This is a genomic window from Streptomyces sp. NPDC050439 (assembly GCF_040655335.1).
Classification (GTDB): Bacteria; Actinomycetota; Actinomycetes; order Streptomycetales; family Streptomycetaceae; genus Streptomyces.
Map to the genome: position 1 here is coordinate 21,945 of NZ_JBFAJT010000009.1, position 26,244 is coordinate 48,188.

24 protein-coding genes are annotated in these 26,244 nt (G+C 70.9%); 14 read left to right on the forward strand and 10 right to left on the reverse strand.

The window, feature by feature from the left end; all coding sequences use genetic code 11:
• Positions 1-64 precede the first annotated feature (64 nt).
• Complete coding sequence (locus AB0I66_RS32630) at positions 65-328, reverse strand: WhiB family transcriptional regulator (protein WP_016642094.1); 264 nt, start codon at positions 326-328, stop codon at positions 65-67.
• A gap of 709 nt (positions 329-1,037) precedes the next feature.
• Between AB0I66_RS32630 and AB0I66_RS32635 the strand changes: the two genes are divergently transcribed.
• Genes AB0I66_RS32635 through AB0I66_RS32645 form a run of 3 tightly spaced genes read left to right on the forward strand, consistent with a single transcriptional unit; the run spans position 1,038 to position 3,872 of the window.
• On the forward strand, positions 1,038-1,553 hold the full coding sequence (locus AB0I66_RS32635) for a cysteine dioxygenase family protein (RefSeq protein ID WP_363211592.1): 516 nt from the start codon (positions 1,038-1,040) through the stop codon (positions 1,551-1,553).
• 34 nt (positions 1,554-1,587) lie between these two features.
• Entirely contained in the window at positions 1,588-2,544 is a 957-nt protein-coding gene (cofD, locus tag AB0I66_RS32640; RefSeq protein ID WP_363211593.1) for a 2-phospho-L-lactate transferase, read from the forward strand.
• A 5-nt stretch (positions 2,545-2,549) separates the two neighbouring features.
• Positions 2,550-3,872 carry a coenzyme F420-0:L-glutamate ligase gene (locus AB0I66_RS32645; RefSeq protein ID WP_363211958.1) on the forward strand — a complete coding sequence of 441 codons (1,323 nt, stop codon included), beginning with the start codon at positions 2,550-2,552 and terminating at the stop codon, positions 3,870-3,872.
• Between the two features lie 114 nt (positions 3,873-3,986).
• Here the strand turns inward: AB0I66_RS32645 and AB0I66_RS32650 are convergent, their stop codons facing one another.
• From AB0I66_RS32650 to AB0I66_RS32660, 3 genes are all read right to left on the reverse strand, one after another.
• On the reverse strand, positions 3,987-5,003 hold the full coding sequence (locus tag AB0I66_RS32650; protein ID WP_363211594.1) for a DNA-3-methyladenine glycosylase 2 family protein: 1,017 nt from the start codon (positions 5,001-5,003) through the stop codon (positions 3,987-3,989).
• A 129-nt stretch (positions 5,004-5,132) separates the two neighbouring features.
• Complete coding sequence (locus AB0I66_RS32655) at positions 5,133-6,215, reverse strand: NDP-sugar synthase (RefSeq protein WP_363211595.1); 1,083 nt, start codon at positions 6,213-6,215, stop codon at positions 5,133-5,135.
• Between the two features lie 130 nt (positions 6,216-6,345).
• Positions 6,346-7,722, reverse strand: a complete 1,377-nt coding sequence (locus AB0I66_RS32660; RefSeq protein ID WP_363211596.1) for a peptidoglycan recognition protein — start codon at positions 7,720-7,722, stop codon at positions 6,346-6,348.
• Between the two features lie 137 nt (positions 7,723-7,859).
• On the opposite strand from AB0I66_RS32660, the gene AB0I66_RS32665 reads away from it, so the two are divergent.
• The 4 genes from AB0I66_RS32665 (at position 7,860) to AB0I66_RS32680 (ending at position 13,658) form a co-directional block, all read left to right on the forward strand.
• Positions 7,860-8,615, forward strand: coding sequence for a TIGR03089 family protein (locus AB0I66_RS32665; protein ID WP_363211597.1), 756 nt, complete (start codon positions 7,860-7,862; stop codon positions 8,613-8,615).
• Between the two features lie 138 nt (positions 8,616-8,753).
• A complete protein-coding gene (locus AB0I66_RS32670) occupies positions 8,754-9,986 on the forward strand; it encodes an LCP family protein (protein ID WP_363211598.1) in 1,233 nt (410 codons plus the stop codon).
• A gap of 226 nt (positions 9,987-10,212) precedes the next feature.
• Positions 10,213-11,943: an LCP family protein gene (locus AB0I66_RS32675; protein ID WP_363211599.1), complete on the forward strand. Its 1,731-nt coding sequence runs from the start codon at positions 10,213-10,215 to the stop codon at positions 11,941-11,943.
• Between the two features lie 74 nt (positions 11,944-12,017).
• Positions 12,018-13,658 (forward strand): LCP family protein, encoded by a 1,641-nt coding sequence (locus AB0I66_RS32680; protein ID WP_363211600.1) that lies wholly within the window; start codon positions 12,018-12,020, stop codon positions 13,656-13,658.
• A 60-nt stretch (positions 13,659-13,718) separates the two neighbouring features.
• Here the strand turns inward: AB0I66_RS32680 and AB0I66_RS32685 are convergent, their stop codons facing one another.
• Complete coding sequence (locus AB0I66_RS32685) at positions 13,719-14,759, reverse strand: glycosyltransferase family 2 protein (RefSeq protein WP_363211601.1); 1,041 nt, start codon at positions 14,757-14,759, stop codon at positions 13,719-13,721.
• A gap of 290 nt (positions 14,760-15,049) precedes the next feature.
• Between AB0I66_RS32685 and AB0I66_RS32690 the strand changes: the two genes are divergently transcribed.
• Positions 15,050-16,426: an LCP family protein gene (locus AB0I66_RS32690; protein WP_363211959.1), complete on the forward strand. Its 1,377-nt coding sequence runs from the start codon at positions 15,050-15,052 to the stop codon at positions 16,424-16,426.
• Between the two features lie 39 nt (positions 16,427-16,465).
• Here AB0I66_RS32690 and AB0I66_RS32695 read toward each other — a convergent pair whose 3' ends face one another.
• Positions 16,466-17,014 carry an acyl-CoA thioesterase gene (locus tag AB0I66_RS32695; RefSeq protein ID WP_363211602.1) on the reverse strand — a complete coding sequence of 183 codons (549 nt, stop codon included), beginning with the start codon at positions 17,012-17,014 and terminating at the stop codon, positions 16,466-16,468.
• A gap of 129 nt (positions 17,015-17,143) precedes the next feature.
• Between AB0I66_RS32695 and AB0I66_RS32700 the strand changes: the two genes are divergently transcribed.
• Positions 17,144-18,478: an LCP family protein gene (locus tag AB0I66_RS32700; RefSeq protein ID WP_363211603.1), complete on the forward strand. Its 1,335-nt coding sequence runs from the start codon at positions 17,144-17,146 to the stop codon at positions 18,476-18,478.
• Positions 18,479-18,638: 160 nt separating this feature from the next.
• Positions 18,639-19,793 (forward strand): dipeptidase, encoded by a 1,155-nt coding sequence (locus AB0I66_RS32705; RefSeq protein WP_363211604.1) that lies wholly within the window; start codon positions 18,639-18,641, stop codon positions 19,791-19,793.
• Positions 19,794-19,821: 28 nt separating this feature from the next.
• On the opposite strand, the gene AB0I66_RS32710 is transcribed toward AB0I66_RS32705, so the two are convergent.
• On the reverse strand, positions 19,822-20,226 hold the full coding sequence (locus AB0I66_RS32710; protein ID WP_363211605.1) for a VOC family protein: 405 nt from the start codon (positions 20,224-20,226) through the stop codon (positions 19,822-19,824).
• Positions 20,227-20,249: 23 nt separating this feature from the next.
• Entirely contained in the window at positions 20,250-20,618 is a 369-nt protein-coding gene (locus AB0I66_RS32715; RefSeq protein WP_363211606.1) for a VOC family protein, read from the reverse strand.
• Positions 20,619-20,705: 87 nt separating this feature from the next.
• On the opposite strand from AB0I66_RS32715, the gene AB0I66_RS32720 reads away from it, so the two are divergent.
• On the forward strand, positions 20,706-21,251 hold the full coding sequence (locus tag AB0I66_RS32720) for a CGNR zinc finger domain-containing protein (RefSeq protein ID WP_363211607.1): 546 nt from the start codon (positions 20,706-20,708) through the stop codon (positions 21,249-21,251).
• A 156-nt stretch (positions 21,252-21,407) separates the two neighbouring features.
• Here the strand turns inward: AB0I66_RS32720 and AB0I66_RS32725 are convergent, their stop codons facing one another.
• Positions 21,408-22,751 (reverse strand): UDP-glucose/GDP-mannose dehydrogenase family protein, encoded by a 1,344-nt coding sequence (locus AB0I66_RS32725; RefSeq protein ID WP_363211608.1) that lies wholly within the window; start codon positions 22,749-22,751, stop codon positions 21,408-21,410.
• Between the two features lie 189 nt (positions 22,752-22,940).
• Between AB0I66_RS32725 and AB0I66_RS32730 the strand changes: the two genes are divergently transcribed.
• Positions 22,941-24,098: an acyl-CoA dehydrogenase gene (locus AB0I66_RS32730; protein WP_363211609.1), complete on the forward strand. Its 1,158-nt coding sequence runs from the start codon at positions 22,941-22,943 to the stop codon at positions 24,096-24,098.
• 66 nt (positions 24,099-24,164) lie between these two features.
• Here AB0I66_RS32730 and AB0I66_RS32735 read toward each other — a convergent pair whose 3' ends face one another.
• Positions 24,165-24,617 carry a MarR family transcriptional regulator gene (locus tag AB0I66_RS32735; RefSeq protein ID WP_363211610.1) on the reverse strand — a complete coding sequence of 151 codons (453 nt, stop codon included), beginning with the start codon at positions 24,615-24,617 and terminating at the stop codon, positions 24,165-24,167.
• A gap of 145 nt (positions 24,618-24,762) precedes the next feature.
• Here AB0I66_RS32735 and AB0I66_RS32740 point away from each other — a divergent pair, with 145 nt between their 5' ends.
• Both AB0I66_RS32740 and AB0I66_RS32745 read left to right on the forward strand, forming a co-directional pair.
• Positions 24,763-25,320: a quercetin 2,3-dioxygenase gene (locus AB0I66_RS32740; protein WP_363211611.1), complete on the forward strand. Its 558-nt coding sequence runs from the start codon at positions 24,763-24,765 to the stop codon at positions 25,318-25,320.
• Positions 25,317-26,177 (forward strand): alpha/beta hydrolase, encoded by an 861-nt coding sequence (locus AB0I66_RS32745; protein WP_363211612.1) that lies wholly within the window; start codon positions 25,317-25,319, stop codon positions 26,175-26,177. The genes AB0I66_RS32740 and AB0I66_RS32745 overlap by 4 nt, the downstream gene beginning before the upstream one ends.
• Positions 26,178-26,244 lie beyond the last annotated feature (67 nt).

The window sequence follows — 26,244 nt, forward strand, 5'->3', positions numbered from 1 at the left end:
CGGGCGACGGGCTGTTCCTTACGTAGGGGTGTGTGCCGTTTGGTCGGGCGGATCCAGCTGGTGTTCAGACGGCGGCCTTCTTCAGACGGCGGCGTTCCCGCTCCGAAAGGCCGCCCCAGATTCCGAACCGCTCGTCGTTCGCCAGTGCGTACTCAAGGCATTCCGAGCGAACCTCACAGGCGAGGCAGACCTTCTTGGCCTCTCGCGTGGAGCCGCCCTTCTCGGGGAAGAAGGACTCGGGATCGGTCTGGGCGCACAGCGCGCGCTCCTGCCAGCCGAGTTCCTCGTCCGCGTCCTCGACCAGCAGTTCCTGAACCAGCTCGGTCATGTGCGCCCCTCGTCTGTCTGTGCGTCCCCGTGGTGCTTGCCGTTACCGATTTCGGCTGAACGACACGAGTGAAATTACAAGTGTGCCGATCCGGGCCAGTCAAGCCGAGATCTGCTATTGGGCCCCTTATTCACCCTGCGGAACCAAGGTAATGCGGAAAGTGTTCAAATCGGCATAAACCCCGTCACTTGCCGGTGGCCCATCCCGAGGCACCCCGCGACCGCCTTCACCAGGGAAGGACGTCACGGGGAACGATCCCGTTGCGACCGGTCCACCGAAGCGAAGGGGATCACATTCGGGTCACGGGAGTGCGCCGGGGTTTACGCGCCGGTTGAAGCGCGATGTGACCCTGGGTGTCCCGTGAACCCCATGCACAAACCTTTCACCTGAGAGAACAACCGGATGAGGTGAAACATATCCCACATACCGGACATAGAGTTGACAGAGAAGGTGTGAGCGGCTGTCCTAGTGGGCATGCTCGCAAACTTGGCACTCCCGACGACCCGCACCCGCGGGCTCCTCGGCGCTGCCCACGCGCGCTGTCTCTGTTCCTGTTCCAGCTGTTGAGCCAACCCGCTTCCAGCTGTTGAGCCCGCTCCGGCGCTTCACCGCCCGAGCCGCTTTTCCCCTCTTTGCCTGTAGCCCCCTCTGTTCCCTCGCACCAGCTCCCTAGCGACTCCTGGCACTCACGTTGAGGAACCACCGCACCATGAACAGCGACAGCGACCTCCAGATCGCCGGCGACATCCTCGAAGTCACCCACCTCCTGCAGCCCGCCCGCGAGCACCCGGCCACCGTGGCCGAGTTCGTCGGCCTGGCCCGCACCATCGCGGCCGACCGCGCCCAGTGGTCCCACCTCGTCGAGTACGACGCGACGAGCCGCTGGTACCACCGCCTGCGCACGGGGCCCGGATACGAGGTCTGGCTGCTCTCCTGGGTGCCGGGACAGGGCAGCGGCACGCACGACCACGGCCGCTCCTCCGGCGTACTGGCGGTCCTGGAGGGTGAACTGACGGAGCGTACGGAGCGCGGGCAGCGCGCGCTCGGCGCCGGGTCCCAGCGCGTGTTCGCGCCCGGGTACGTCCACGACGTCGTCAACGACTCCCTGGAACCGGCCGTCAGCCTGCACATCTACTACCCCGGCCTGACCGACATGCCGATGCACGCGGCGCAGTGCGGCGTGCGGGCCACCGCCCCGGCGGCCGGAGATGTCGTAACCGCCTGACGCGCTGTCGTACCTGCCTGACATGCTTGGCCCCATGCGCATTGTGGTCCTGGCCGGCGGTATCGGCGGCGCCCGTTTCCTCCGCGGGCTCAAGAAATCCGCGCCTGACGCGGACATCACCGTCATCGGCAACACCGGTGACGACATTCACCTGTTCGGGCTGAAGGTCTGCCCCGACCTCGACACCGTGATGTACACCCTCGGCGGTGGCATCAACGAAGAGCAGGGCTGGGGCCGTACGGACGAGACGTTCAAGGTCAAGGAAGAGCTCGCGGCGTACGGGGTCGGGCCCGAGTGGTTCGGGCTCGGCGACCGTGACTTCGCCACGCACATCGTGCGGACCCAGATGCTGGCCGCCGGATTCCCTCTCAGCGCGGTGACACAGGCGCTGTGCGAGCGGTGGCAGCCCGGCGTGCGGCTCATCCCCATGTCGGACGACCGCGTGGAGACGCATGTCGCCGTCTCGGTCGACGGCGAGCAGAAGGCGATTCACTTCCAGGAGTACTGGGTGCGCCTTCGGGCGTCCGTGGACGCGCACGCCGTGGTGCCGGTCGGCGCGGACCAGGCCAAGCCCGCGCCGGGCGTCCTGGAGGCGATCGCCGAGGCGGACGTCGTGCTCTTCCCGCCGTCCAACCCCGTGGTGAGCGTCGGGACGATCCTCGCCGTGCCGGGCATCCGCGAGGCCATCGCCGACGCGGGCGTGCCCGTCGTCGGGCTCTCCCCCATCGTCGGGGACGCGCCCGTGCGCGGCATGGCCGACAAGGTGCTCGCCGCGGTGGGCGTGGAGTCGAACGCCGCCGCGGTCGCCGAGCACTACGGAAGCGGGCTGCTCGACGGCTGGCTCGTCGACACCGTGGACGCCGGGGTCGTGGAACGGGTCGAGTCGGCGGGCATCCGGTGCCGGGCGATCCCGCTGATGATGAGCGACGACGACGCGACCGCCGAGATGGCGCGTGCGGCGCTCGCCCTCGCGGAGGAGGTGCGGGCGTGAGCTTCATCTCCGAGGCCGGGTCCGGGGCCGGGGCCTCGCCGTCGTTCCGGGTCTGGGCCGTGCCCGGACTGCCCGAGGTGCGGCAGGGGGACGACCTCGCCAAGCTGATCGCCGCCGCCGAACCGGGGCTCGCCGACGGGGACGTGCTCCTCGTCACCTCGAAGATCGTCAGCAAGGCCGAGGGGCGGATCGTCGAGGCGAGCGACCGCGAGGCGGCCATCGACTCCGAGACCGTACGGGTCGTGGCGCGGCGCGGGACCCTGCGCATCGTCGAGAACCGGCAGGGCCTCGTGATGGCCGCCGCCGGTGTCGACGCCTCCAACACGCCCGCCGGGACCGTCCTGTTGCTGCCCGAGGACGCCGACGCGTCGGCGCGAGCGGTGCGGGACGGACTGCGGGACGCGCTGGGCGCGGACGTCGGCATCGTCATCACCGACACCTTCGGGCGCCCCTGGCGCAACGGCCTGACGGACGTCGCCATCGGGGCGGCGGGCGTGCGGGTCCTGGACGATCTGCGGGGCGGCGTCGACGCGTACGGCAATCCGCTGAGCGCTACGGTCGTCGCCACCGCGGACGAGCTGGCCGCCGCGGGCGATCTCGTCAAGGGGAAGGCCGGCGGGCTGCCGGTCGCGGTGGTCCGCGGGCTGCCGCACGTCGTCGGGGAGACCGGCGAGGGGGCTCGCGCCATGGTGCGGTCCTCGCGTGACGACATGTTCCGGCTCGGCACGTCCGAGGCCGTGCGGGAAGCGGTGACGCAGCGGCGTACCGTGCGGGAGTTCACCGACGAGCCCGTGGACCCCGGGGCCGTGCGCCGGGCCGTGGCCGCCGCGGTGACCGCGCCCGCGCCGCATCACACGACGCCGTGGCGGTTCGTCCTCCTGGAGTCCGAGGACTCCAGGGTGCGGCTGCTCGACGCGATGCGGGACGCGTGGGTCGCCGATCTGGAGCGGGACGGCAAGTCCGCCGAGTCCATCGCGAAGCGCGTACGCCGGGGAGACGTCCTGCGCAGGGCCCCCTACCTGGTGGTGCCCTGCCTCGTCATGGACGGCTCGCACACGTACGGGGACGAGCGGCGGGACGCGGCCGAGCGGGAGATGTTCGTGGTCGCGGCCGGTGCCGGGGTGCAGAACTTCCTCGTGGCCCTCGCCGGGGAGCGTCTTGGGTCCGCGTGGGTCTCGTCGACGATGTTCTGCCGGGATGTCGTACGGGACGTTCTCGGGCTTCCGGAGTCGTGGGACCCGATGGGAGCGGTGGCTGTCGGACACGGGGCGGTCGAGCCGGGCGCCCGGGGGGCGCGGGATGCGGGGGACTTTGTCGCCGTGCGGTGACTCGCCCCTGGGCGTTGAGCGCGATACTGCCCGGGCTTGATTCGGGTGCGCGGCTGTGGGGGCTGGGCGCGCAGTTCCCCGCGCCCCTTACGGGGCGCCCCGGAACGGAGCGTTCTAGAGCAGTGCGATGTCCGTTTTTGGCATTTTTGGTTTTCTGCGGGACGGGGTGCGGCCGCTCAGGAGGATGAGGCGGGCCGCTCGGTGGCGTTGGCCCTCGTAGGGGGTCAGGAGGCGCAGCATTTCCTCGTCGTCCGCCTCGCGGTTGTCCGCGAGGGCGTGGCCGATGATGCCCGGCAGGTGGAGGTCGCCGACCGTGACCGCGTCCGGGGCGCCGTTGCTGCGCTGGACCGTCTCCGCCGAGGTCCACGGGCCGATGCCCGGGATCAGTTCCAGGCGGGCCTGGGCCTTGAGCGGTTCCATCGCCGCCGCCTCCTCCAGCCGCGCGGCCACTCGCACCGCACGCAGGATCGTCGACGCTCGTTTGTCGTCCACGCCCGCCTTGTGCCACTCCCAGGACGGGATCAGGCTCCAGGTCCTCGGGTCCGGCATGACGTACATGCGCAGCTGCTCGGGGACCGGGCCGGGTGCCGGTTCGCCGTACTTGCGGACCAGGAGGCGCCAGGCGCGGTACGCCTCGTCCGTCGTGACCTTCTGTTCCAGGATCGACGGGATCAGGGACTCCATGACCAGGCCCGTGCGGATCAGGCGGAGGCCGGGGCGGCGGTGTGCTGTCACCGCGAGGAGGCGGTGGCGGGGGACGAACGCCTCCGGGGCGTCCGACTCGCCCAGGAGGTTCGGGAGTTGGTCCAGGAGCCAGGTCGCTCCCGGGCCCCAGGCCGCCGCCTCCACCGTGTCGCCGCGCAGGGCCACCCGGAGCGTGCCGGGGCCCTCCGGGGTGCGGCACGCCCGCCAGGCTTCGCCGGCCGGCGTCGTACGGAACGTGGGGTCCGCGGGGCCCCTTCGCAGGGGGCCTACCGTCAGGCCCAGGTTGAGGGGGTAGGGCGGGGTCCAGGTGCGGGTCCTGGCCGTGGTGGCCTGGCGGGGTGCGCCCTGGCCCACCGCTCGGGGGATCGCCGTTTCGCCGCCGCGCACTGTGGTGCGGGTGGGGCGCGGGGCGAAACGGGATGACATCTGTACGAGGGTAAGGGCTTCCTTGGCCCCAGCCCCGCCCCTTCCCGAAAACCTGCTCCGGCGCAGGGGCCTGGTTACCGCATCACCGGCTTCGCCGAGCTCGTCCTCAAACGCCGGACGGGCTGGTGGTCACTGGTCCGACGAGAACCTCACCGAACCCGCCGGCAACACCGCCCCGCACCACACCCGTACGCCGTCGCGCAGTTCGTTGTCGGCGCCCACGTCCGCGCCGTCGCCGATCACCGCGCCCGCCAGGACCGTGCGTGCGCCCACCCGCGCGCCCGCGCCGATCAGCGAGTCCGTGACGACCGCGTTCGGTTCGATGATCGCGCCCGCGAGGACCGTGCTGCCGTCCACCCGCGCGCCCTCGCCGATCACCGCGTGCTCGCCGACCACCGTGCCGCCGGTGAGCTTCGCGTCGGGGGCGACCGTGGCGGTCGGCAGGACCAGGCGGTCGCCGCAGCGGCCCGGGATCGCCGGGGACGGGGCGCGGCCGAGCACCAGGTCGGCCGAGCCGCGCACGAAGGCCTGGGGTGTGCCCAGGTCGAGCCAGTACGTCGAGTCGACCATGCCCTGGAGGTGGGCCCCGGCGGCGAGCAGGTCGGGGAACGTCTCGCGCTCGACCGAGACGGGGCGGCCCACGGGGATGGTGTCGATGACCGAGCGGCGGAACACGTACGCGCCCGCGTTGATCTGGTCGGTGACGATCTCCTCGGGCGTCTGCGGCTTCTCCAGGAAGGCCTGCACCCTGCCCGTCCCGTCGGTCGGCACGAGGCCGTACGCGCGCGGGTCCGTGACCTTCGTGAGGTGCAGGGAGACGTCCGCCCCCGACTCCTCGTGCGTGGAGACGAGGGCGCGGATGTCCAGGCCCGTGAGGATGTCGCCGTTGAAGATCAGGACCGGCTCGTCGGGTCCCGAGCGCAGGCGCGACGCCACGTTGCGGATCGCGCCGCCCGTGCCGAGGGGCTCGGTCTCCGTGACGTACTCGATGTGGAGGCCGAGGGCCGAGCCGTCGCCGAAGTACGGCTCGAAGACCTCGGCGAGGTACGAGGTCGCCAGGACGATGTGCTCCACGCCCGCCGCGCGGGCCCGCGCCAGCTGGTGGGTGAGGAACGGGACGCCCGCCGCCGGAACCATGGGTTTCGGGGTGTGCACCGTGAGCGGACGCAGCCGGGTTCCCTTGCCGCCGACCAGGAGGATCGCTTCTGTCACCTGTCGTCTCTGCTTCCTGCTGGGGCCGGCCGAACTTGAGTCGCGGCCGGCCAGTGTATGCAGATGGCTTTGCAGATCGTGCAGTGCGCTGTGCGGGTCGTGCGGTGTGCTTCGTGGTACGGGTGCGGACTCAGCGGCCCTGGTAGCGGGCCGAGGTGGACCGGGCCTTGCCCAGCTTCTGGTACAGCCTGCTGCCGGGGCATTCCGTGGCGAATCCGTCACGGTGCCCGGAGATCACGTGGAGCCGGACGTTGCGGCCCTTCTTGTACAGGTTTCCTCCCCCGGACCTCAGGTATGTCTTTCCGCGCGGGTTGGCGCCGTACAGGCCGAGCTTCCACGCGGTCAGCCGGGCGATGGCCCTCACCGAGGCCGCGGGCGGCCTGGTGGACCCGAAGCTGCCGATGACGGCGATGCCCATGCTGTTGCTGTTGAAACCGAGAGTGTGGGCCCCGAGGACGGGCTTGGCCACACCTCCGGCACGTCCTTCGTAGATCTTTCCGCACTTGTCGACCGCGAAGTTGTAGCCGATGTCACGCCAGCCGCTGCTCTTGACGTGGAAGCGGTAGATGCTGCGCAGCACCGATCCGGTCTGTGAGCAGCGGTAGTTGTTGCCGGACGCGCTGTGGTGCACGAAGGCCGCCTTGACGGTCTTGGTGTACGCGAAGTTCTTCTCGCGGAGCCTCTCGTTCGCGCCCCAGCCCTTGCGCGTGGTGATCCGCGGCCGCGGTCCCACGTAGGGCCTGGCCTGGCCCGCGGCCTCCTCCGGGCCGCCGCGGGCCGCGATGAGGTCGGACTCCGTCTCCTTCTTGCCGAGCGCCGGGATGACGTCGGCGCCGAGCGGGGCGAGGTCGGCGTTGACCGCGGAGGAGGCGGCGGTCTCGGCGGTCAGGGCCGTGGAGCCGGCGCCCTTGGGTGCCGGGCCCTGCGGGGGCGGCTCGGCCCCGGGGTCGACGAGTTCGAGGCGCAGGCCCGTCGGCAGGGCCTGTCCCGCGGAGGGGTGTGCGCCGCCGCGGTGCTGCGCCATTTCGCCCCGCACTCGGATCTCGACCCCGTCCGAGTCGCCGACCCACAGCGGTGCCGTGGAGCCGCGGACCCGGCCCGAGGCCCGCTCCGGGTCGTCCGGGTCGGCGGCGTGCTCGTGGTTGTGCGTCTCCACGGGCTGCCAGCCGGACCAGGTACTGGTGCCGTTCGCCCGGGTACGGACCTGGACGCTGCCGTGCAGTTCGTCGTCCGGGTCGTCCCAGATGACGCCCACCAGGGAGAAGGGGCGGACCTCGCGCTGGAGCAGGCCCTGTTCGACGGATGCTCCGCCGCCCGTCGAGCGGTCGGAGCCGAGTGGGGTGAGCGGGAGTGACTGGGTGCTGCCCGGCACCGATTCCGCGGAGGGCCCGGCGGGCGACTCCGCGGCCGGGGTCGCGGCGCGGGCGCCGGACGACGGCAGGGTCAGGGGGAGGGCCAGGGCGGCCGCGCACGTGACGCCGATCGAGGAAGCTAGAAATCCACGCATACAACTGATAGTTGGCATAGCGGGACAGATCTGTCCATTGGGGAATTGACGGTCCGTCGGTTGCTGTCCGCCGAACCGGTGTCCGCCGCTCCCCCGCCGCACCCGGGGCGCAAGGGCACGCGCGTACCCTTGCGCCCGTGAACGCCACCGACCGCACCCCTGCCGACCTGCTGCGATCCGCGCTCGCCGCGGACCCGGGCCGCCCGCTCATCACCTTCTACGACGACGCCACGGGCGAGCGCGTCGAATTGTCCGTGGCCACCTTCGCCAATTGGGTGGCCAAGACCGCCAATCTGCTCCAGGACGATCTCGCCGCCCAGCCCGGCGACCGGCTCGCCCTGCTGCTGCCCGCGCACTGGCAGACGGCGGTCTGGCTGCTCGCCTGTTCGTCCGTCGGCGTCGTCGCGGACGTGGGCGGCGACCCCGCGGGCGCCGACCTCGTCGTCAGCGGGCCCGACTCCCTGGACGTGGCGCGCACCTGCTCCGGGGAGCGGGTCGCGCTCGCGCTCCGGCCGCTCGGCGGCCGCTTCCCGCAGACCCCCGACGGCTTCGTGGACTACGCGGTCGAGGTGCCGAGCCAGGGCGACCGCTTCGTGCCGTACGCGCCCGTGGACCCGGCGGAGCCCGCCCTCGCCGTCGGCGGGACCGGGGAGCTGACGGGTGCGGAACTGGTGGAGCGGGCCCGCGCCGACGCCGGCGCGCTGGGGCTCACGCCCGGCTCGCGGCTCCTCTCGGGGCTGTCGTACGGCACCTGGGAGGGCCTCAGCTCCGGCCTGTACGCCCCGCTGGCGGCGGGCGGCTCCGTGGTGCTCTGCCGCCACCTCGACCAGCTCGCGGAGGCGGGTCTGGCGAAGCGGATCGAGGACGAGCGGGTCACGGCCACCGCCAAGTAGCCCAGGTCGTCGGGCGCCCCCTCGCCTCCCCCGTTCGGCCCACCCACGCCCCTGGCCCGCAGGCCACCGGCGTCGCGTCGGTCCATGGTCATAAGAGCGCACCATGCACCGACGTCGCGATGAGGGGTGGCCGTACACGTGTCCGACACCGCAGGCATGCCCGCCGGACCGGAGCGCCCGGACGCCGACGGCGGCCCGCCTGAGCCGTCGGCGACGTACGCACCCGGCGCGGGCTCCAGCCCCACCGGTGAGGGCGTCGCCCGGCGCAGGCGGCGCTGGCTGCGCTGGACGGCCGTGGGGGCCGCCGGGCTGGTCCTGGCGGCCGGGGGTGCGGGCTGGGCGGTCTACAAGAAGCTCGACGGCAACATCACCAAGGACACCGACGCCGCGGCGGAGCTCGCCCGCTACGAGAAGGAGCGCCCGACGGCGCTGGTGAACGGCGCGCAGAACATTCTCCTGATCGGCTCGGACACCCGCTCCGGACGCGGCAACAAGAAGTACGGCCGCGACCCGGGCACCCAGCGCTCGGACACCACGATCCTGCTGCACCTCGCGGCCGACCGGCGCAGCGCCACCGCGGTGTCGATCCCGCGGGACGTGATGGTGGACATACCCCGCTGCCGCAAGAGCGACGGTTCGCGGACGCGGGCCCAGTTCGCCCAGTTCAACTGGGCCTTCCAGTTCGGCGGGACGGCCTGCACCATCCGTACGGTCGAGAAGATGACGAAGATCCGCGTCGACCATCACATGGTGGTGGACTTCGCCGGATTCAAGGACATGGTCGACGCGGTCGACGGCGTACAGGTCTGCCTCAAGGCGCCGATCAACGACCGCGACGCCCGTCTGAAGATCGCCGCGGGACGGCAGACCCTGAACGGCGAGCAGGCGCTCGGCTATGTGCGGGCGCGCAAGAGCATCGGCAACGGCAGCGACACCGACCGGATGGACCGCCAGCAGCAGTTCCTCGCGGCACTCGTCAACAAGGTGCAGAGCAATGACGTCCTGCTGAATCCGGCGAAGCTCTATCCCGTTCTCGACGCGGCCACTTCTTCTCTGACGACCGACCCGGAACTCGCGAGTTTGCGTGGTTTGTACGAACTGGTGCGCGGCATGCGCAACATCCCCACAGAACAGGTGCAGTTCCTCACGGTGCCCCGGCGGTCGTATGCCTACGACGCCAATCGGGATGAACTCGTCGAGCCGGCGGCGGAAGAACTCTTCACCCGACTCCGAACGGACGCACCCCTCCAAGTGACTCGCGAGGAGCCGGAGACCGACCCCGGCGACGAGCAGGCGGCGGACCCTTCCGCGACTCCGAGCCCCGACCCCACTTTCCGCGGCAACACGGCAGCCGGGACGACCTGCGAGTAAACACATCCTCAAGCGCAAGACCGCCCGCACAAAGAAATGGGGCGGATTGCCCAGTTGTAGGGGAGTGGAATTTGTCACCGGCGTCGTTCGACGCTGAACTGGCCGGATAGTGTGAGCGATCCGGTGCGCCTGGCCCCTCGTGGCCCGCACCGCTGGATGACTGACCGAGCGCCTTTCTTGAGGGGGGAATGGCGCCGCGTGGCCCCGACGGAGGACGCAGACAACCGTGGACGCGCAAGGCCGTGGGCGGGCGGAGAACATCGACCCCGCAGACCAGTGGGTGCTCAACCCGAACACCGGCGATTACGAACTGCGACTGAGCCCTTCCGCTGGGCAGTCGCCAGTGCCCGGACCGCGCAGATCACCGCGGTCCTCGCCCCGCCAGGGAACGCGCGGCCGCGATGGCCGGCGCGACGAGCGCCGTGACGAGCAGCGGGACGTGCCGCCGCAGCGCAGAAGGCGGGCGCCGCAGCCGGAGGCCGCGGGCGGGCGCCGCAAGCAGAAGCCGAAGAAGTCCAAGGGCAAGAAGGCCCTGATGTGGACGGGCGGCTCGCTCGCCTTCGTCCTGGTCGCGGTCGGTGTCGGCGGGTACGTCTACTACCAGCACCTCAACGACAACATCAGCTCGATCAATGACGACGGCGCGAGCACCGGCGGCTTCAGCAAGGACCGTGCCATCAACATCCTGGTGATGGGCACGGACAAGCGCAGCGGCGAGGGCAACGAGAAGTACGGCGACAAGGGAAGCGTCGGCCACGCCGACACGACGATCCTGCTGCACGTCTCCAAGGACCGCACGAACGCCACCGCGTTGAGCATCCCGCGCGACATGATCACGGACATTCCGGACTGCCCGACCACGATGGAGGACGGCAACAAGAAGACGATCCCGGGATCGCAGGGGGCGCGCTTCAACGAGAGCCTCGGTCAGAGCGAGCGCACGCCCAGCTGCACCATGCGTACGGTCACCAAGATCACCGGGATAGTGCCGGACCACTTCATGGTGGCCGACTTCAACGCGGTCAAGACGCTCTCCAGCGCGGTCGGCGGCGTCGACGTATGTCTGGCCAAGGACATCGACGACCCGGACTCGCATCTGAAGCTGCCCGCGGGCAAGCACACCATCGAGGGCGAGGAGGCGCTGGCGTTCGTCCGCACGCGCCACTCCGTGGGCACCGGCGGCGACTTGAGCCGCATCGAGCTGCAACAGCAGTTCCTCAGCTCGCTGATGCGCAAGCTCAAGTCGAACGACACGCTGACCAGCCCGTCGAAGATGATAAAGCTGGCCGAGGCGGGCACCGAGGCGCTCACCGTCGACTCCAAGATCGCGGACATCATGAAACTCCGTGACCTGGGCATGGAGCTCGGCAAGCTCGACATGAAGAACCTCAGCTTCGCGACCGTGCCCGTGGTCGACAACCCGGCGGAGAAGGTCCACACGACGGTCGTCGTGAACGAGGCCAAGGCCGACCCGCTGTTCGCCATGATGCGCGCGGACGAGTCGCTGACCGCGGTGAAGAAGAAGGAGAAGAAGGAGAAGGCAGCGGTCGCCGCCCGGCTCAAGGGCAGCAAGTCCGCCGCCTCCGATGTGCGGGTCAACATCTACAACGGCAGTGGTAAGACCGGCGCCGCTCAGGCAACTCTCACGTACTTGCAGAACACTGAGGGCATGTCCAAGGCCAGCCAGCTCGGCAACGCGTCGTCCGACCTCAAGAAGACGACGCTGGAGTACGCGCCCGACCAGGCCGATCAGGCCCGGCGGCTCGCCGACGTCATGGGGCTTTCCGGCTCCGCGATGAAGCCCGGGAAGAGCGAGAAGAACTCGCAGGGGCTCCCGGCCATCAAGCTGACGCTCGGCAGCGACTTCAAGGGGGCGGGAGTGCCGATCAGTGCCCCGTCGAAGGCGCCGGAGGGCATTCAGAAGGTCGAAGCGGACAAGACTGTGTGCGCCAAGTGACCTGAAGCGGCCATTCTGCGTCTCACAAGGCGCAGGATGGCCGTATTTCGGGGTAGCGCGGGGAGGGACAGGGGATGGGGAAAAGCAGCGTGCGTGGGGAGGGGGCGCGACCACGCGCCCCGCACGCAAGTGATCATGGCCAGGAAGGAGGCCCGCCGCACGAGGGAGGGGAGCCCTCGACGGACGGCGGGCACCGCAGGAGCGGCCGTGGGGGTGGTGGTGGCCGGGCTCCGCGTCCGAGACGCCGGATACTCCGCTGGTCGGCGACGATCCTGTCGGTGCTGATCCTTGGCACGGCCGGCGCCGGATACCTCTGGTACCAGCACCTGAACGACAATCTGGAGACGGACGACCTGACCCTCGGCGAGCACCGGGCCCCCGAGCCCACGCCGAACGCGGCCGGTCAGACCCCGCTGAACATCCTGCTGATCGGTTCGGACGCGCGGGACTCCAAGGAGAACCAGAAGCTCGGCGGGGCCAAGGAGACCTTTGGCGGCACCCCGCTCGCCGACGTACAGATGCTCCTTCACCTGTCGGCGGACCGCACGAACATGTCGGTCATCAGCATGCCGCGCGACACCCTTCTGGACATCCCCAAGTGCACCGACCCGGACGACGGCAAGGTCTACGAGGCGTCGACGCAGCGGACGATGACCAACCAGACGCTCGGCCGCGGCGGCCCCGGCTGCACGGTCGCCACCTGGGAGAAGCTCACCAACATCCACGTCGACCACTTCATGGAGGTCGACTTCGCGGGTGTCGTCTCCATGGCCGACGCCATCGGCGGCGTACCGGTCTGTGTGGACGCCAACATCCACTCGCGCGACAGCCAGGGCCACGGCTCCGGCCTGAAGCTGAAGAAGGGCACCACCGCCGTCAAGGGCGAGCAGGCCCTGCAGTGGCTGCGCACCCGCTACGGCTTTGACGGCGGCACCGACATCAGCCGCGCCAAGGCCCAGCACATGTACATGAACTCGCTGGTGCGCGAGTTGCGGGACAACGCCAATCTGAGCAGCCCCAACAAGCTGCGCAGGCTCGCCGAGACGGCCACCAGCGCGCTCAAGGTCGACGACGGCCTCGGCACCGTGAAGAAGCTCTACGACCTGAGCAACGAGCTCAAGAAGGTCTCACCGGAGCGCACCACGATGACGACCATGCCGTTCGAGTACGTGGGCGCGCGCGTCATCCCCAAGCCGGGCGACGCCGAGCAGCTCTTCCGCCTCGTGCGCGACGACATCGCACTGGACGGCAAGGGCAAGAGGAAGCCGGCCGAGGAGAAGCTCTCGGACGACCCGGCGGCGGCGGACGACGAGATCGCCGTACGGGTGCAGAACGGCACCCGCACGGACGTCGAGCCGCCGGTCAGCGGGCGCGCCAACGCGGTCACGCAGATCCTCGCGGGCAAGGGCTTCGCCAAGGCGACGGCCGACACGACGACGGCGCTCGCCCAGGAGAAGACCGTCGTCAGGTTCCCCAGCGCCGAGCTGGAGGGCGACGCCCAGCGGATCGCCAAGTCCCTCGGGATGAAGCTGAGTTCGGTGAAGAAGTCGACGGACGTCTCCGGGGTCACCCTGGTCGTCGGCGCCGACTGGCGGGAGGGGAACAAGCCCCCCAAGGCGAAGCAGGACGACAAGACGCCGGATTCGGCCGACGCGCTCAACGGCTCGGACAAGAAGGCGTGCATGCACGTGGACCCGGACTTCACCTGGAAGTGAGGACCGCCCGGACATGAAGAGACCCGGCCCACCAGTGGTGGGCCGGGTCTTTTTCGGCTGCTAGGCCTCGCTGAGGACCGCCGGGCGCCGGGAGGCGATGACCCTCTTGGCGAGGGAGCGCGGGCTGGTCAGAAAGCCCCAGCCCCACGACATGTGCATGGTCGCGAGGGCCACCGGGATCTGCAGGCGCGCCTTCAGCGGCAGGCCCTTGCCGGCGGGCAGTGAGCCTGCCGTGATCGCCGCGAGGTAGCCCGCGGGGACGACGAAGCCCCAGGGCGTGACCAGGGCGCCCACCACGACGCCTGCCGCGATCGCGCAGACGGCGGTCGGCGGCGCCAGATAGCGCAGGTTGATGGAGCCCTCGTGGTAGCGGGCGACGACGTGGCGCCAGCGGCCGTAGTCCTTGTACTGCTTGGCGAGCGCCTTCACGCTCGGCCGCGGGCGGTACTGCACCCTCAGCTCGGGCGAGAACCAGATGAGGCCGCCGGCCTCGCGGATGCGGAAGTTCAGCTCCCAGTCCTGGGCGCGGATGAATTCCTCGTTGTACCCGCCCTGCTGTTCCAGGGCCTCGCGGCGGAAGACGCCGAGGTAGACGGTCTCGGCCTGCTGGGCGGCGCCGCCGGTGTGGAAGGCCGCGTTGCCCACGCCGATCTTCGACGTCATGGCGGCGGCGACCGCGTGCTCCCAGTCGTTCTCGCCCTCGGCGTGCATGATGCCGCCGACGTTCTGCGCGCCGGTCTCCTCCAGGAGGCGTACGGCCGTCGCGATGTAGCCGGGCGACAGGATGCCGTGGCCGTCCACGCGCACCACGATCGGATGGCTGGAGGCCTTGATCGCGGCGTTCAGGGCCGCGGGCGTGCGGCCCGTGGGGTTCGGGACGGTCTGCACCTTCGCGCGGTGGCCCGCGGTCTCGGCGACCAGTTCGGCGGCGATCTCGTTCGTGCGGTCCGTGGAGGGACCAAGCGCGACGACGACCTCCATCTCTCCGTCGTACTCCTGCTCGAGGATGGCGGAGACGGCAGCACGCAGATGCCGTTCCTCGTTGAGCACCGGCATGATCACGGATACGGCAGGAAGCTGCTCGTCGGGCGTCGCGTTCATCGGCGCCACGTTACCGCGAATGGGGGACACGGGCGCGCGCCGCCCGGCCTGCTGCCCCGGGTCGCAGATCGTATGGGCCTACGGTTCTCGCATTCCCCGGCCCCCCACGCGTCCTTCCACCTACCCGTCCGGACAGGCCCGTCACCGCGGAGGTGTCCCCCCACGTGCCCACACCGCCCCGCCGCTACCCCACCCCGCCGCCGCGTGGCCAGCGTCCGCCTCGGGCGAGGCAGCCGGCGCCGCAGCCCGTGGGGCGGCCGGTCAAGCAGCGCAGGCGGCCGCGGTGGGTCATGAAGGTGGCGACGGGGTTCTCCTTGACGGTGCTCGCGGCGGCCGGGATCGGGCACGGCGTCGTCACCAGCCTCGACACCGAGATCGCACGGGTCGACGCCTTCAAGGACATGAAGAACCGGCCCAAGGGCGGCAACGGCATGAACGTCCTGCTCGTCGGCACCGACGGCCGGGACAAGATCACCCCGGCGGAGAAGGAGAAGTACCGCCTCGGCGGGGCGCCCTGCCACTGCACGGACACGGTCATGATCGTGCACATCTCCGAGGACCGGGACCGCGCCAGCGTCGTGAGCCTGCCCCGGGACAGCTACGCCATGATGCCCGAGCACGTCGACCGGAACTCCGGCGACCGGCACAAGGCGCACCCGGTCAAGCTGAACGCGGCGTACGCGGAGGGCGGCCCCAACCTCACCGTGCGGACCGTCGAGAACATGACGAAGGTCAAGATCGACCACTATCTGGAGATCGACTTCACCAGCTTCATGAAGACCGTGGACGTGCTCGGCGGCGTCGACATCTGCACGACCCGCCCCCTGCGGGACTCCTACACCGGGCTCAACCTGCCCGTCGGCACCCACACGCTGAACGGCGGCGCGGCACTCCAGTACGTCCGCACCCGGCACGTCGACGGCACGTCCGACCTGGGGCGGATGCAGCGCCAGCAGCGGTTCCTCGCGGCGCTGATCTCGAAGGCGACCGGCAGCGGGGTGCTGCTGAACCCGCTGAAGTTCCGGGACGTGTCCAGGACGCTGCTCGGCTCGGTCCGCGCCGACAAGGGCTTCGGCACGAACGAGATGCTCGCCCTGGGGCGGGCGATGCGCGGCTTCTCGCCGAAGTCGTCGGAGTTCACCACCGTCCCGTTGCGCAGCAAGGGCGTGCTGGTGCCCGGCATCGGGTCGACGCTGAAGTGGGACCCGGTCAGGTCCGCGAAGCTCTTCCAGGCGCTGCGCGACGACCGTCCCCTGGCCGCGCACAATCTCGGGCGCAAGGCCATCGTCGACGTGTCACCGCAGCAGATCAGGGTGCAGGTCGACAACGCCACGGGCGTGCCGGGCCTGGGCAAGCGGGTCGACAACGGTCTGCGGGCCACCGGCTTCCGCACGACGCGGACCCCCGGCAACGTGCCGGCCAATGTGCCCGGCATGCCGCTGAAGCGCACCATCGTCGCGTACGACCCGCGCTGGGACCGCTCGGCGAAGTCCCTGGCCACGGCGTTGCCCGGCTGTCAGATGCGGGCGATCAACGGGCAGGGCGCGACCCTGAAGGTACTCGCGGGCCAGGACTTCAAGATGGTCAGGCCGGTGCGCGCGGAGGACGCCTACCAAGGCGAGTTCGGCGCCGTGACCGGTGACCAGGTGGTGTGCCAGAAGAACTGACGGCCCGCGGGCCCGTCCGCGGGCACCCGCGCCCGGCGCTCAGTCGTCCAGACCCTCCGCGGCGCGCGCTCGGCGCAGGTCCTTGATGGCCCGGCGGCGCGCGAGGCGGTGCGTGCGCCGGATCTGCGCCTCCTGATAGCGGCGGCGGTCCCGCTCGGTCTCCGGGAGCACCGGCGGCACGCCACGCGGCTTGCCGTCGGCGTCGACGGCTGCGAAGACGAGGTAGGCCGAGCCCACCTGCTGCGCGGGCGTCGACTCGTTCCAGCGCTCGGCGAGGACCCGGACGCCGACCTCCATGGAGCTGCGGCCCGTCCAGTTCACCTGCGCCTTCACATGGACGAGATCGCCGACGCGCACCGGCTCCAGGAAGGCCATCTCGTCCATGGACGCGGTGACCGCGGGCCCGCCCGAGTGCCGTCCCGCGACCGCCCCCGCGGCGTCGTCCACCAGTTTCATGATCACACCGCCGTGCACCGTGCCGAGGAGGTTGGTGTCGTTGTGGGTCATGATGTGGCTGAGAGTCGTGCGGGACGCCGAAGTCGGCTTGCCCGGAATCTCCGATTCCGCGCCAGGGGCCAGGTCTGTCATGGGCTCCACCCTATGTCTGACGTGTGCCGGGCCCGCGCCGGGCCGCTTTGCATCAGCTCTGCAACAGCCCTGAACCGAAATCACGCCTGCCCTGTGAGGCACGTGGGCGGAGACGGCACACTAAGCCACATGAGCGATTGGCCTGACGACCAGGGCAACGGCCGCGCGTACGGCCGTGGCAGCGGGAACACGCAGCCTGAGGGCGCCCGCAGGATGCGGCATGTCCAGCGCGGCGGCCCGTCCGGCCGACCGGGCCAGCAGCAGGCGGGAGGCGTGCCGCAGCAGCAGCCGTACGACGACGGGTACGGCCGGCCGTACGGCGACGCGCGCGACGACATGTTCGAGCCCCGCAGCCCCCGTCAGGAGGGTTACGACAGCGGCTACAACACCGGTCAGGTCTACGGCTCCCCGAACGGACAGGGCCAGGGCCAGGGCGGCCGGGGCGGCGACGACGGGTACGGCGCCCGCGCACCCCGTCCCGCTCCGAACTGGCGGCGCCGCATCAAGATCGGCTCGATCTCCCTCGTCGTGGTGCTGCTCGCCGTCTCGATCGGCACGTACTTCTGGGCCGACTCCAAGCTCAAGCGCGAGGTCGACCTCTCCAAGGTCATCGAGCGCCCCGACGGCGGCGACGGCACGAACTACCTGATCGTCGGCTCCGACAGCCGCGAGGGGATGTCCGACCAGGACAAGAAGGACCTCCACACGGGCTCGGCCGAGGGCAAGCGCACGGACTCGATGATGATCCTGCACGTCGCGGACGACGGCGGGAACACGATGATCTCGCTGCCCCGCGACTCGAACGTGACGATCCCCTCGTTCAAGGGCGCCGAGTCCGGCAAGCTCTACCCGAACCAGGGCCGCCAGACGAAGCTCAACGCGGCGTACGCGGAGGACGGCCCCGAGCTGCTCGTCCGCACCGTCGAGTACAACACCGGCCTGCGGATCGACCACTACGCCGAGATCGGCTTCGGCGGCTTCGCCAAGATCGTGGACGCGGTCGGCGGCGTCGAGATGGACATCCCCAAGGGCTTCAAGGACGAGAAGTCCGGCGCCGACTTCGAGGCGGGCAAGCAGACCCTCGACGGCAAGCAGGCCCTGGCCTTCGTCCGTACGCGCTACGCCCTGCCGGGCAGCGACCTGGACCGCACGAAGAACCAGCAGAAGTTCCTCGCGGCCCTGGCCAACCAGGCGGCGACGCCGGGCACGGTCATGAACCCCTTCAAGCTCTACCCCACGATGGGCGCGGGCCTGGACACGCTGATCGTCGACAAGGACATGGGCCTGTTCGACGTGGCCTCCATGTTCTGGGCGATGAAGGGCGTGACCGGCGGCGACGGCAAGTCCATGAACATGCCGCTCGCGGGCTCCACCGGCGGCAACCTCCTGTGGGACAAGGCCAAGGTCAAGCAGATGGTCGAGCAGCTGAACAACGACGAGAAGGTCACCGTCTCGGGCGGCTGAGCCGTCTCCCGGACATGTCGAAGGGGCCCCGCCGGACGATCGGCGGGGCCCCTTCGCGTACCGTCGCCGCCCCCTCGTACCCCGAACGCTCCGCCCGCCGCGAAGCCGCGGCCGAGGCGTGTCACGGTGGACCGGACCCCCCTGAAGCCGGAGCACCGCCATGGCAGATTTGCAGGTCGAATTCGACACCACCGCCGAAGCCGGAGAGCTTGACCGGCCCGTCGAGCGACGACCCCCCGCACCCCCGTCCATATCCGAGCCCGGTCCTGAGCCGCCCGCCCCGGAAGCACCCGTCTCGGAACGACCCGTCCCGGAACCGCCCGCGCCCGACCCGCTGCGGCGGGCGCGCGCGCTGCTCGCCGCGCATCCCGTCGCCGACGGCTACAGCGGACTGCCCTGGGCACTGCGCGCACTGCCCTGGTACGACCTGGAGCTGGGCGACAGCGCGGTGGACGCCGACGTGCCGCGGCTGCGGGCGGGCGGCGTCGGGGCACAGTTCTGGTCGCTGCACGTGCCGGAGAGCATCACCGGCGACCAGGTCCTCGCCGCGACCCTCGAACAGCTCGACCTCGTCAAGCACGTCGTCGGCCGCCACTCCGAGGGGCTGCGCCTGGCCCACACCGCGTCCGAGGTGGCCGACGCCCGGCACTGCGGGCGCATCGCCGCCCTGATCGGCCCGGCGCGCGCCGAGGCGATCGGTGACTCGCTCGCCACCCTGCGCGCCCTGCACACCCTCGGCCTGTGCTCGCTCACGCTCTCGGGCACGTCCTGGGCGGGCCCCGAGGGGCTCACCCCGTTCGGCGAGGAAGTGGTGCGCGAGCTCAACAGGCTCGGCGTCCTCGCCGAACTGACCGGCGCCTCCGAGGCCACGGCGCACCGGGTGCTCGCCGTCTCCAGAGCGCCCGTCCTGTTCACCCGCTCGGGAGCCCGCGCGCTGCGGGACGCCCCGGCGAACCTCCCGGACGACCTGCTGGCCGCGCTCGGCGCCGCCAAGGGCCTGTGCCTGGTGCCCCTGGCGGCCGAGCAGACGGGTATCTCGGTCAGCGAGGTCGCGGACCATCTCGACCACGTACGCCGCGTCGCGGGCCCGGAGTGCGTGGGCCTCTCGGGGATGTACGACACCCCCGCCGCGCACCCCGAGGGCCTTGCCGACACCTCGCGCTATCCGCACCTCGTCGCCGAGCTCATGGAACGCGACTGGTCCGACGAGGACCTCGCGCGCCTGACGTGGGGCAACGTCCAACGGGTGCTGCGTGGCGTGGACTTCGCGGCCCGGGCGGCGCGGGAGAGGCGCCGGCGGCAGGCGGCCGACTGAGACCGCCCGGACCGCTCGGTCCGACCGCTCAGTCCACGGGGATCCGGCAGAGGCAGAAGGGATGCCCTGCCGGATCGGCGTAGACGCGGAAGTCGCGCTCGCCGTTGTCGTCGTCGACGTCGAGCGGCTTGGCTCCCAGGCCGATCACGCGCTCCTGGGCCCGCTCGACGTCCTGGACGGTCGGGCCCACGTCGATGTCGAGGTGGGCCTGCTGGGAGCCGGCGTCCGACTGCGGCCAGTCGGGCGGGCGGTGGCCGGGGGCTTCCTGGAAGCAGAGGCGCAGGCCGCCGGGGGTGTCGAGGGTGACCCAGTCGTCCCCCTCCTCGGCGTCGACCTCGATCTCGCCGCCGATCAAATGGGCGTAGAACTCGGCGAGTTGGTGTGGGTCCGGGCAGTCGAGGACGACGTTGCGCAGGCGTCCGACGGGTGCCATGAGTGTTCCTTTCTCGGCTGGATTCAGCAGGCGCAGAGACAGAACGGGTGCCCGGCAGGGTCGGCGTACACGCGGAAGCTGCGCTCGCGGTCCTCCGTGTCGAGCGCGGCGGCGCCGAGCGCGAGCACCTCCTTCTCGACGGCGTCCAACTGGGCCCGCTCCACTTCGAGGTCCAGATGGAACTGCTGCGAGCGCGTGGCCTCGGGCCACTGCGGCGGTACGTGACCGGGGGCGGCCTGGAAGGCGAGCGGTGTACCGCCGGGGACCTCCAGCTGGACCCAGCCGTCGCCGTCGTCCTTGGGGGTGCCGCCGAGTACGGCCGCGTAGAAGGTGGCGAGCGCGAGGGGGTCGGGGCAGTCGAGTGCGACGACGCCGAGTTTGGCGAGGGGCATGGTGGTCTCCTCGGATTGGTTACCGGTAGGTGAGCTCTAGCAGTAACGGTTACTGCATGGTGCCCCACTGGAGGTAACGTCGCAAGCATGAATGACAGAGCACCCGCTCCCGGGGGCCTCGCGCTGATCCAGGCGCTGGTGAACACCCTGGACGTGGAGTCGGGCGCGGACGCGCTGGACACGGCTCAGGGGCGTGCGCCCTTCGGCCTCGCGCCGGGCGCGGAGGTGGTGGCGGCACGGGAGCTGCGGGAGTCGCTGCGGGTGGCGTGCCTCGCCCACGCGGGGCACGGGCCGCACGCGGTCACACCGCCGCTGGGTCAACTCCTGGCGGGCGCACCGCTGTTGGTGACCGTCTCCGTCGATGACGGATCGGCTTCGCTCGTCCCTGCCGATCCGTCACCGCTGGCGTCACGGGTGGCGGCAGCCATCGCCGAGGCGGCGGCCGACGGTACGTGGAGCCGCCTCAAGGCGTGCGAGGCCGCGGACTGCCTCTGGGCGTACTACGACCGGAGCCCGGCCGGGCGGAGCCGGTGGTGCGACATGGGGGTGTGCGGGGCCCGCGCGAAGATGCGGGCGTACCGGGCGCGGAAAGCCCCGCGGGGCGAGCGGAGGTCCCCGCGGGGCGGGCTCTGAGGCCAGGCCCCCCGCATCCGCCTCGCGCCGAAGAGGCTCTCCCGCCCACGCGCCCGATTGCCCCGCAACCTTCCCTGCCCGAACAAGCCTTCCCGCCACCCGCCCGATTGCCCCGCAGCACCATCGAACCGACGGACCAAAACGCGCCGCCGGACCTCAGGCCGAAGGCCGTCCCATCGCCCGGTAGGTCCACCCGGCGCCCCGCCACACGGCGGGGTCCAGCGCGTTGCGGCCGTCCAGGATCAGCCGCTCGGCGGCCACCTCGCCCAGCGCCACCGGGTCGAGCTCGCGGAACTCGCGCCACTCGGTCAGGTGCAGCACGGCGTCCGCGCCCCGCACCGCCTCCACGGCCGACTCCGCGTACGCCAGCGTCGGGAAGAGCCTGGCCGCGTTCTCCATCCCCTTGGGGTCGTACACGGTGACCTGGCCGCCCTGGAGGTGGATCTGCCCGGCGACGTTCAGCGCGGGCGAGTCACGTACGTCGTCCGAGTCCGGCTTGAACGTGGCGCCGAGGACCGCGACCCGCTTGCCCAGGAAGGACCCGCCGCCGAGCGCCTCGCGCGCCATCTCCACCATCTGCCCGCGCCGGCGCATGTTGATGGAGTCGATCTCGCGGAGGAAGGTCAGGGCCTGGTCCGCGCCCAGTTCACCCGCCCGCGCCATGAACGCGCGGATGTCCTTGGGCAGGCAGCCGCCGCCGAAGCCGATGCCGGCCCGCAGGAACTTCTTGCCGATCCGGTCGTCGTAGCCAAGCGCCTCGGCCAGCTTCACGACGTCGCCGCCCGCGGCCTCGCACACCTCGGCCATCGCATTGATGAACGAGATCTTCGTGGCGAGGAAGGAGTTGGCCGCGGTCTTCACCAGCTCGGCGGTCGGGAAGTCCGTCACGACGAAGGGCGAACCCTCGCCGACCGGACCCGCGTACACCTCGCGAAGGAGCTTCTCCGCGTGCGAGCTGCGGACGCCGACAACGATGCGGTCGGGGTGCAGCGTGTCGTCCACCGCGAAGCCCTCGCGCAGGAACTCCGGGTTCCAGGCCAGCTCGGCCTCCGCGCCCACCGGGGCGTTCGCGGCGAGCTCACGCGCGAGCCGGTCCGCCGAGCCGACCGGCACGGTCGACTTGCCGACGACCAGCGCGGGCTTGGTCAGATGCGGGGCGAGCTGCGCGAAGGCGCTGTCGACGTAACTCATGTCGCAGGCGTACTCGCCGTGCTTCTGCGGGGTGTTCACGCAGACGAAGTGGACGTCGCCGAAGGCGGCGACCTCGGCGAAGTCCATGGTGAAGCGCAGCCGCCCGCTGGAGCCCTCGATCCCGGCGACGTGCTTGCGCAGCAGCTTCTCCAGGCCGGGCTCGTACATCGGGACCTCGCCCCGCTGCAGCATCTCGATCTTCTCGGGCACGACGTCGAGGCCGAGCACCTCGAAACCGAGCTCGGCCATGGCCGCGGCGTGCGTCGCACCGAGGTAGCCGGTGCCGATCACGGTGATCTTGAGGGCCATGCGGTGCTCCAGGGGTCTACGGCCGTCAGTGCGGTGCCCGAGCATAGTCGGGCCCTTGACCGGGCACGTTTCCGCCATCGCCACCCGTCGGCTGCCCGTTGTCGGCAAGCTCACGTATCCCTCGCGTGGGCCGCCCTCTAAAATTTGGGTTACTTAACGGTAATTAGCGTCCTTGGAGCGTGAGAGACCTTGGCCGGATCGGCTGATTTCGACCTGTACCGCCCGTCCGAGGAGCACGACATGCTCCGCGACGCGATCCGTTCGCTCTCCGAGGCGAAGATCGCGCCCTTCGCCGCGGCGGTGGACGAGGAGGCCCGCTTCCCACAGGAGGCGCTCGACGCCCTCGTCTCCTCCGACCTGCACGCCGTGCACGTACCGGAGAGCTACGGCGGCACGGGCGCCGACGCGCTCGCCACGGTCATCGTGATCGAGGAGGTGGCGCGCGTCTGCGCCTCGTCCTCGCTGATCCCGGCCGTGAACAAGCTGGGCTCGCTCCCCGTGATCCTCTCCGGGTCCGAGGAGCTGAAGAAGAAGTACATGACGCCGCTCGCCAAGGGCGAGGGCATGTTCTCGTACTGCCTCTCCGAGCCGGACGCCGGTTCGGACGCGGCGGGCATGAAGACGAAGGCCGTCCGTGACGGGGACTTCTGGGTCCTCAACGGCGTGAAGCGCTGGATCACGAACGCGGGCGTCTCCGAGTACTACACGGTCATGGCCGTGACGGACCCGACCAAGCGCTCGAAGGGCATCTCCGCCTTCGTCGTCGAGAAGTCGGACGAGGGCGTCTCCTTCGGCGCCCCGGAGAAGAAGCTCGGCATCAAGGGTTCGCCGACCCGCGAGGTCTACTTCGACAACGTTCGCATCCCCGCCGACCGCATGATCGGCGAGGAGGGCACCGGCTTCGCCACGGCGATGAAGACCCTGGACCACACCCGCATCACCATCGCGGCCCAGGCGCTCGGCATCGCGCAGGGCGCCCTGGACTACGCCAAGGGGTATGTCCAGGAGCGCAAGCAGTTCGGGAAGCCGATCGGTGACTTCCAGGGCGTGCAGTTCATGCTCGCGGACATGGCCATGAAGATCGAGGCCGCGCGTCAGCTGACGTACGCCGCCGCGGCCAAGTCGGAGCGCGGCGACGCGGACCTCACCTTCCAGGGCGCGGCCGCCAAGTGCTTCGCCTCGGACGTCGCGATGGAGGTCACCACGGACGCCGTCCAGCTGCTCGGCGGCTACGGCTACACCCGTGACTACCCCGTCGAGCGGATGATGCGCGACGCGAAGATCACGCAGATCTACGAGGGCACGAACCAGGTCCAGCGGATCGTGATGGCCCGCAACCTGCCGTAACCCCGCACAACACAGCCGAGCCGCCCTTCCCCTGTCGCAGGGGGAGGGCGGCTGCGTTTTTCGGGGTCAGTCCCTGTCCGGAGCGAGTACCGGCGGGGTGCCCCACGGGAGTTCGAGCGCCGTCCGCAGTGCATGCGCCGCCCGCTCGCCGATCCGGGCGGCCAGCTCCTGCTCGACGCGGCGCAGGACCATTTCGGCCCTGCGGTGCGTGCGCTCCCCTTCCGCCGTGCGCCGGATGAGCCGCTGCCGCCCCGACGTGGGGTCAGGGGCCTGCTCCAGGAGGCCCGCGGCGACCAGGCCGTGCACCGCCTGGTGTGCGGTCTGCCGGGTGACGCCCATGCGGCGGGCCAGTTCGGACACCGTTGTGCCCTCGTCGTCCAGTACGGCGAAGAGGCCCGCCTGGGTCGGCGAGACACGGCTCTCCCCCGCCTCCTCCAGGGACGCGAGGAGCGCGTCCTCGAACCAGCGCCGGGCGTCGCCGAGGAGCTGGGGGAGGTTACGGCCGGTGGTGGCATGCATGGCGTGAGCCTATGGGTTCGAGGGTGCTTCGAGAGGGCTTCAAGAGGGCTTCGAGAGGGCTCCCTTGCCCGCATCGGATTTCATATGTCAGGCTACCTGACATTGCTACCTGGCATTGCCCTCGTCCCTCAGTCCCGGAGAGCTCATGACGATCGAGTACGCCACCCGCCACCGGCCCTCCTCGCGCATCCCCGCCGAACCGGGCAAGCCCTACGTCATCGAGAAGGGCGAGGGCGATCGCGCCCATCTGTTCGGCGACCTGATCACCATCTACGCGGGCGGCGAGCAGACCGAGAACGGCTTCAACTTCTTCACCGTCGAGGGCCCCAGGGGCAACGTCATCCCCGCCCACCTGCACCCCGACACGTACGAGGTCTTCTACGTCACCCAGGGCGCCGTCCGCCTCTTCGTCGAGGACCTTCAGGGCGAGCAGCTGGAGAAGCTCCTCACCCCCGGCGACTTCGGCTTCGTGCCCAAGAACTGCCCGCACGCCTACCGCATGGAGCGCCACCACAGCCAGGTCGTCGGCGTCGCCGCGGGGCCCGGCGGCACGTTCGAGCGGTTCTTCGAGACCCTCGGGGCGCCCGCCGAGGGCCTCGGCCTGCCGCGCGAGCCCGTCGTGCCCACGCCCGACAAGTTCGCCACCGTGCCCGAGCGGTACGACGTGCGCTTCCTGCCCGAGCATCAGTGGCGCACCCGGTGAGCGAGTCCCTGCGGGAGCTGATCGCCGCGCCCCACCCGGACGTGGCACCGCTCCCGGCACCGGATCCGCAGGTGCTTCGCGGCATCCCGTACGGCGAGGTCGAGGGCGGCCGTCCGCTGGAACTCGACCTCTGGCTGCCGGAGGACGCCGGGAGGGGGCCCGCGCCTCTCGTGCTCTTCGTGCACGGCGGGGCGTGGCGGCGAGGGCACCGCGACGACATGGGGCCGCGGACCCGGCACTGGGACCCGGGCCCGTTGGCGCGCATCGCCGCGGCGGGCTTCGCGGTGGCCTGCGCCGACTACCGGCTCAGCGGCGAGGCCCGTTTCCCCGCCCCGCTGGACGACCTGCGGGCCGCATTGCGCTGGCTGGAGCTACGGGCGCCGGAGCCCGGCATCGACACCTCTCGCACCGTGCTGTGGGGCGAGTCCGCGGGCGGGCACCTGGCCTCGCTCCTGGCTCTCGACCCCGCGGTCGCGGCCTCCGGCGCGGTGATCTGGTACGCCCCGAGCGACCTCACCGTCCCCCGCGGCCCGTTCGACCCGCACAGCGCCACGACCCCAGAGGCCCTGCTGCTCGGCGCCGCCCCCGCGGCCGTACCCGAACGGGCCCGCGAGGCAAGCCCCGTGGCCCGGGTCCACCCCACCGCCCCGCCCTTCCTCCTGATCCACGGCGAGCGGGACACGATGGTGCCGGCAACACACAGCGAGACGCTGGCCGCCCGACTGCGGGAGGCGGGCGCCCGCGCAGAACTACGCACGGTGCCGGACACGGACCACGGCTGGTACGGGGCACCCGATGCCGAGGTGGAGGACGTCTTCACCCACTCGCTGCGGTTCGCGCGGGGGCTCCTCGGCTGAGACACGCGAAGACGCCGACGGCACGACCACAGGAGGCAGGAGCCAAGGTGTAGCTGCGCAAGATACC

What these genes read in the sequence shown, in the direction of transcription:
- AB0I66_RS32630 (WP_016642094.1), bottom strand. Translation starts at nt 328, where the DNA reads ATGACCGAGCTGGTTCAGGAACTGCTGGTCGAGGACGCGGACGAGGAA.
- AB0I66_RS32635 (WP_363211592.1), top strand. Translation starts at nt 1,038, where the DNA reads ATGAACAGCGACAGCGACCTCCAGATCGCCGGCGACATCCTCGAAGTC.
- cofD (WP_363211593.1), top strand. Translation starts at nt 1,588, where the DNA reads ATGCGCATTGTGGTCCTGGCCGGCGGTATCGGCGGCGCCCGTTTCCTC.
- AB0I66_RS32650 (WP_363211594.1), bottom strand. Translation starts at nt 5,003, where the DNA reads ATGTCATCCCGTTTCGCCCCGCGCCCCACCCGCACCACAGTGCGCGGC.
- AB0I66_RS32660 (WP_363211596.1), bottom strand. Translation starts at nt 7,722, where the DNA reads ATGCGTGGATTTCTAGCTTCCTCGATCGGCGTCACGTGCGCGGCCGCC.
- AB0I66_RS32680 (WP_363211600.1), top strand. Translation starts at nt 12,018, where the DNA reads ATGGGGAAAAGCAGCGTGCGTGGGGAGGGGGCGCGACCACGCGCCCCG.
- AB0I66_RS32685 (WP_363211601.1), bottom strand. Translation starts at nt 14,759, where the DNA reads ATGAACGCGACGCCCGACGAGCAGCTTCCTGCCGTATCCGTGATCATG.
- AB0I66_RS32690 (WP_363211959.1), top strand. Translation starts at nt 15,050, where the DNA reads ATGAAGGTGGCGACGGGGTTCTCCTTGACGGTGCTCGCGGCGGCCGGG.
- AB0I66_RS32695 (WP_363211602.1), bottom strand. Translation starts at nt 17,014, where the DNA reads ATGACAGACCTGGCCCCTGGCGCGGAATCGGAGATTCCGGGCAAGCCG.
- AB0I66_RS32700 (WP_363211603.1), top strand. Translation starts at nt 17,144, where the DNA reads ATGAGCGATTGGCCTGACGACCAGGGCAACGGCCGCGCGTACGGCCGT.
- AB0I66_RS32705 (WP_363211604.1), top strand. Translation starts at nt 18,639, where the DNA reads ATGGCAGATTTGCAGGTCGAATTCGACACCACCGCCGAAGCCGGAGAG.
- AB0I66_RS32710 (WP_363211605.1), bottom strand. Translation starts at nt 20,226, where the DNA reads ATGGCACCCGTCGGACGCCTGCGCAACGTCGTCCTCGACTGCCCGGAC.
- AB0I66_RS32715 (WP_363211606.1), bottom strand. Translation starts at nt 20,618, where the DNA reads ATGCCCCTCGCCAAACTCGGCGTCGTCGCACTCGACTGCCCCGACCCC.
- AB0I66_RS32720 (WP_363211607.1), top strand. Translation starts at nt 20,706, where the DNA reads ATGAATGACAGAGCACCCGCTCCCGGGGGCCTCGCGCTGATCCAGGCG.
- AB0I66_RS32725 (WP_363211608.1), bottom strand. Translation starts at nt 22,751, where the DNA reads ATGGCCCTCAAGATCACCGTGATCGGCACCGGCTACCTCGGTGCGACG.
- AB0I66_RS32735 (WP_363211610.1), bottom strand. Translation starts at nt 24,617, where the DNA reads ATGCATGCCACCACCGGCCGTAACCTCCCCCAGCTCCTCGGCGACGCC.
- AB0I66_RS32740 (WP_363211611.1), top strand. Translation starts at nt 24,763, where the DNA reads ATGACGATCGAGTACGCCACCCGCCACCGGCCCTCCTCGCGCATCCCC.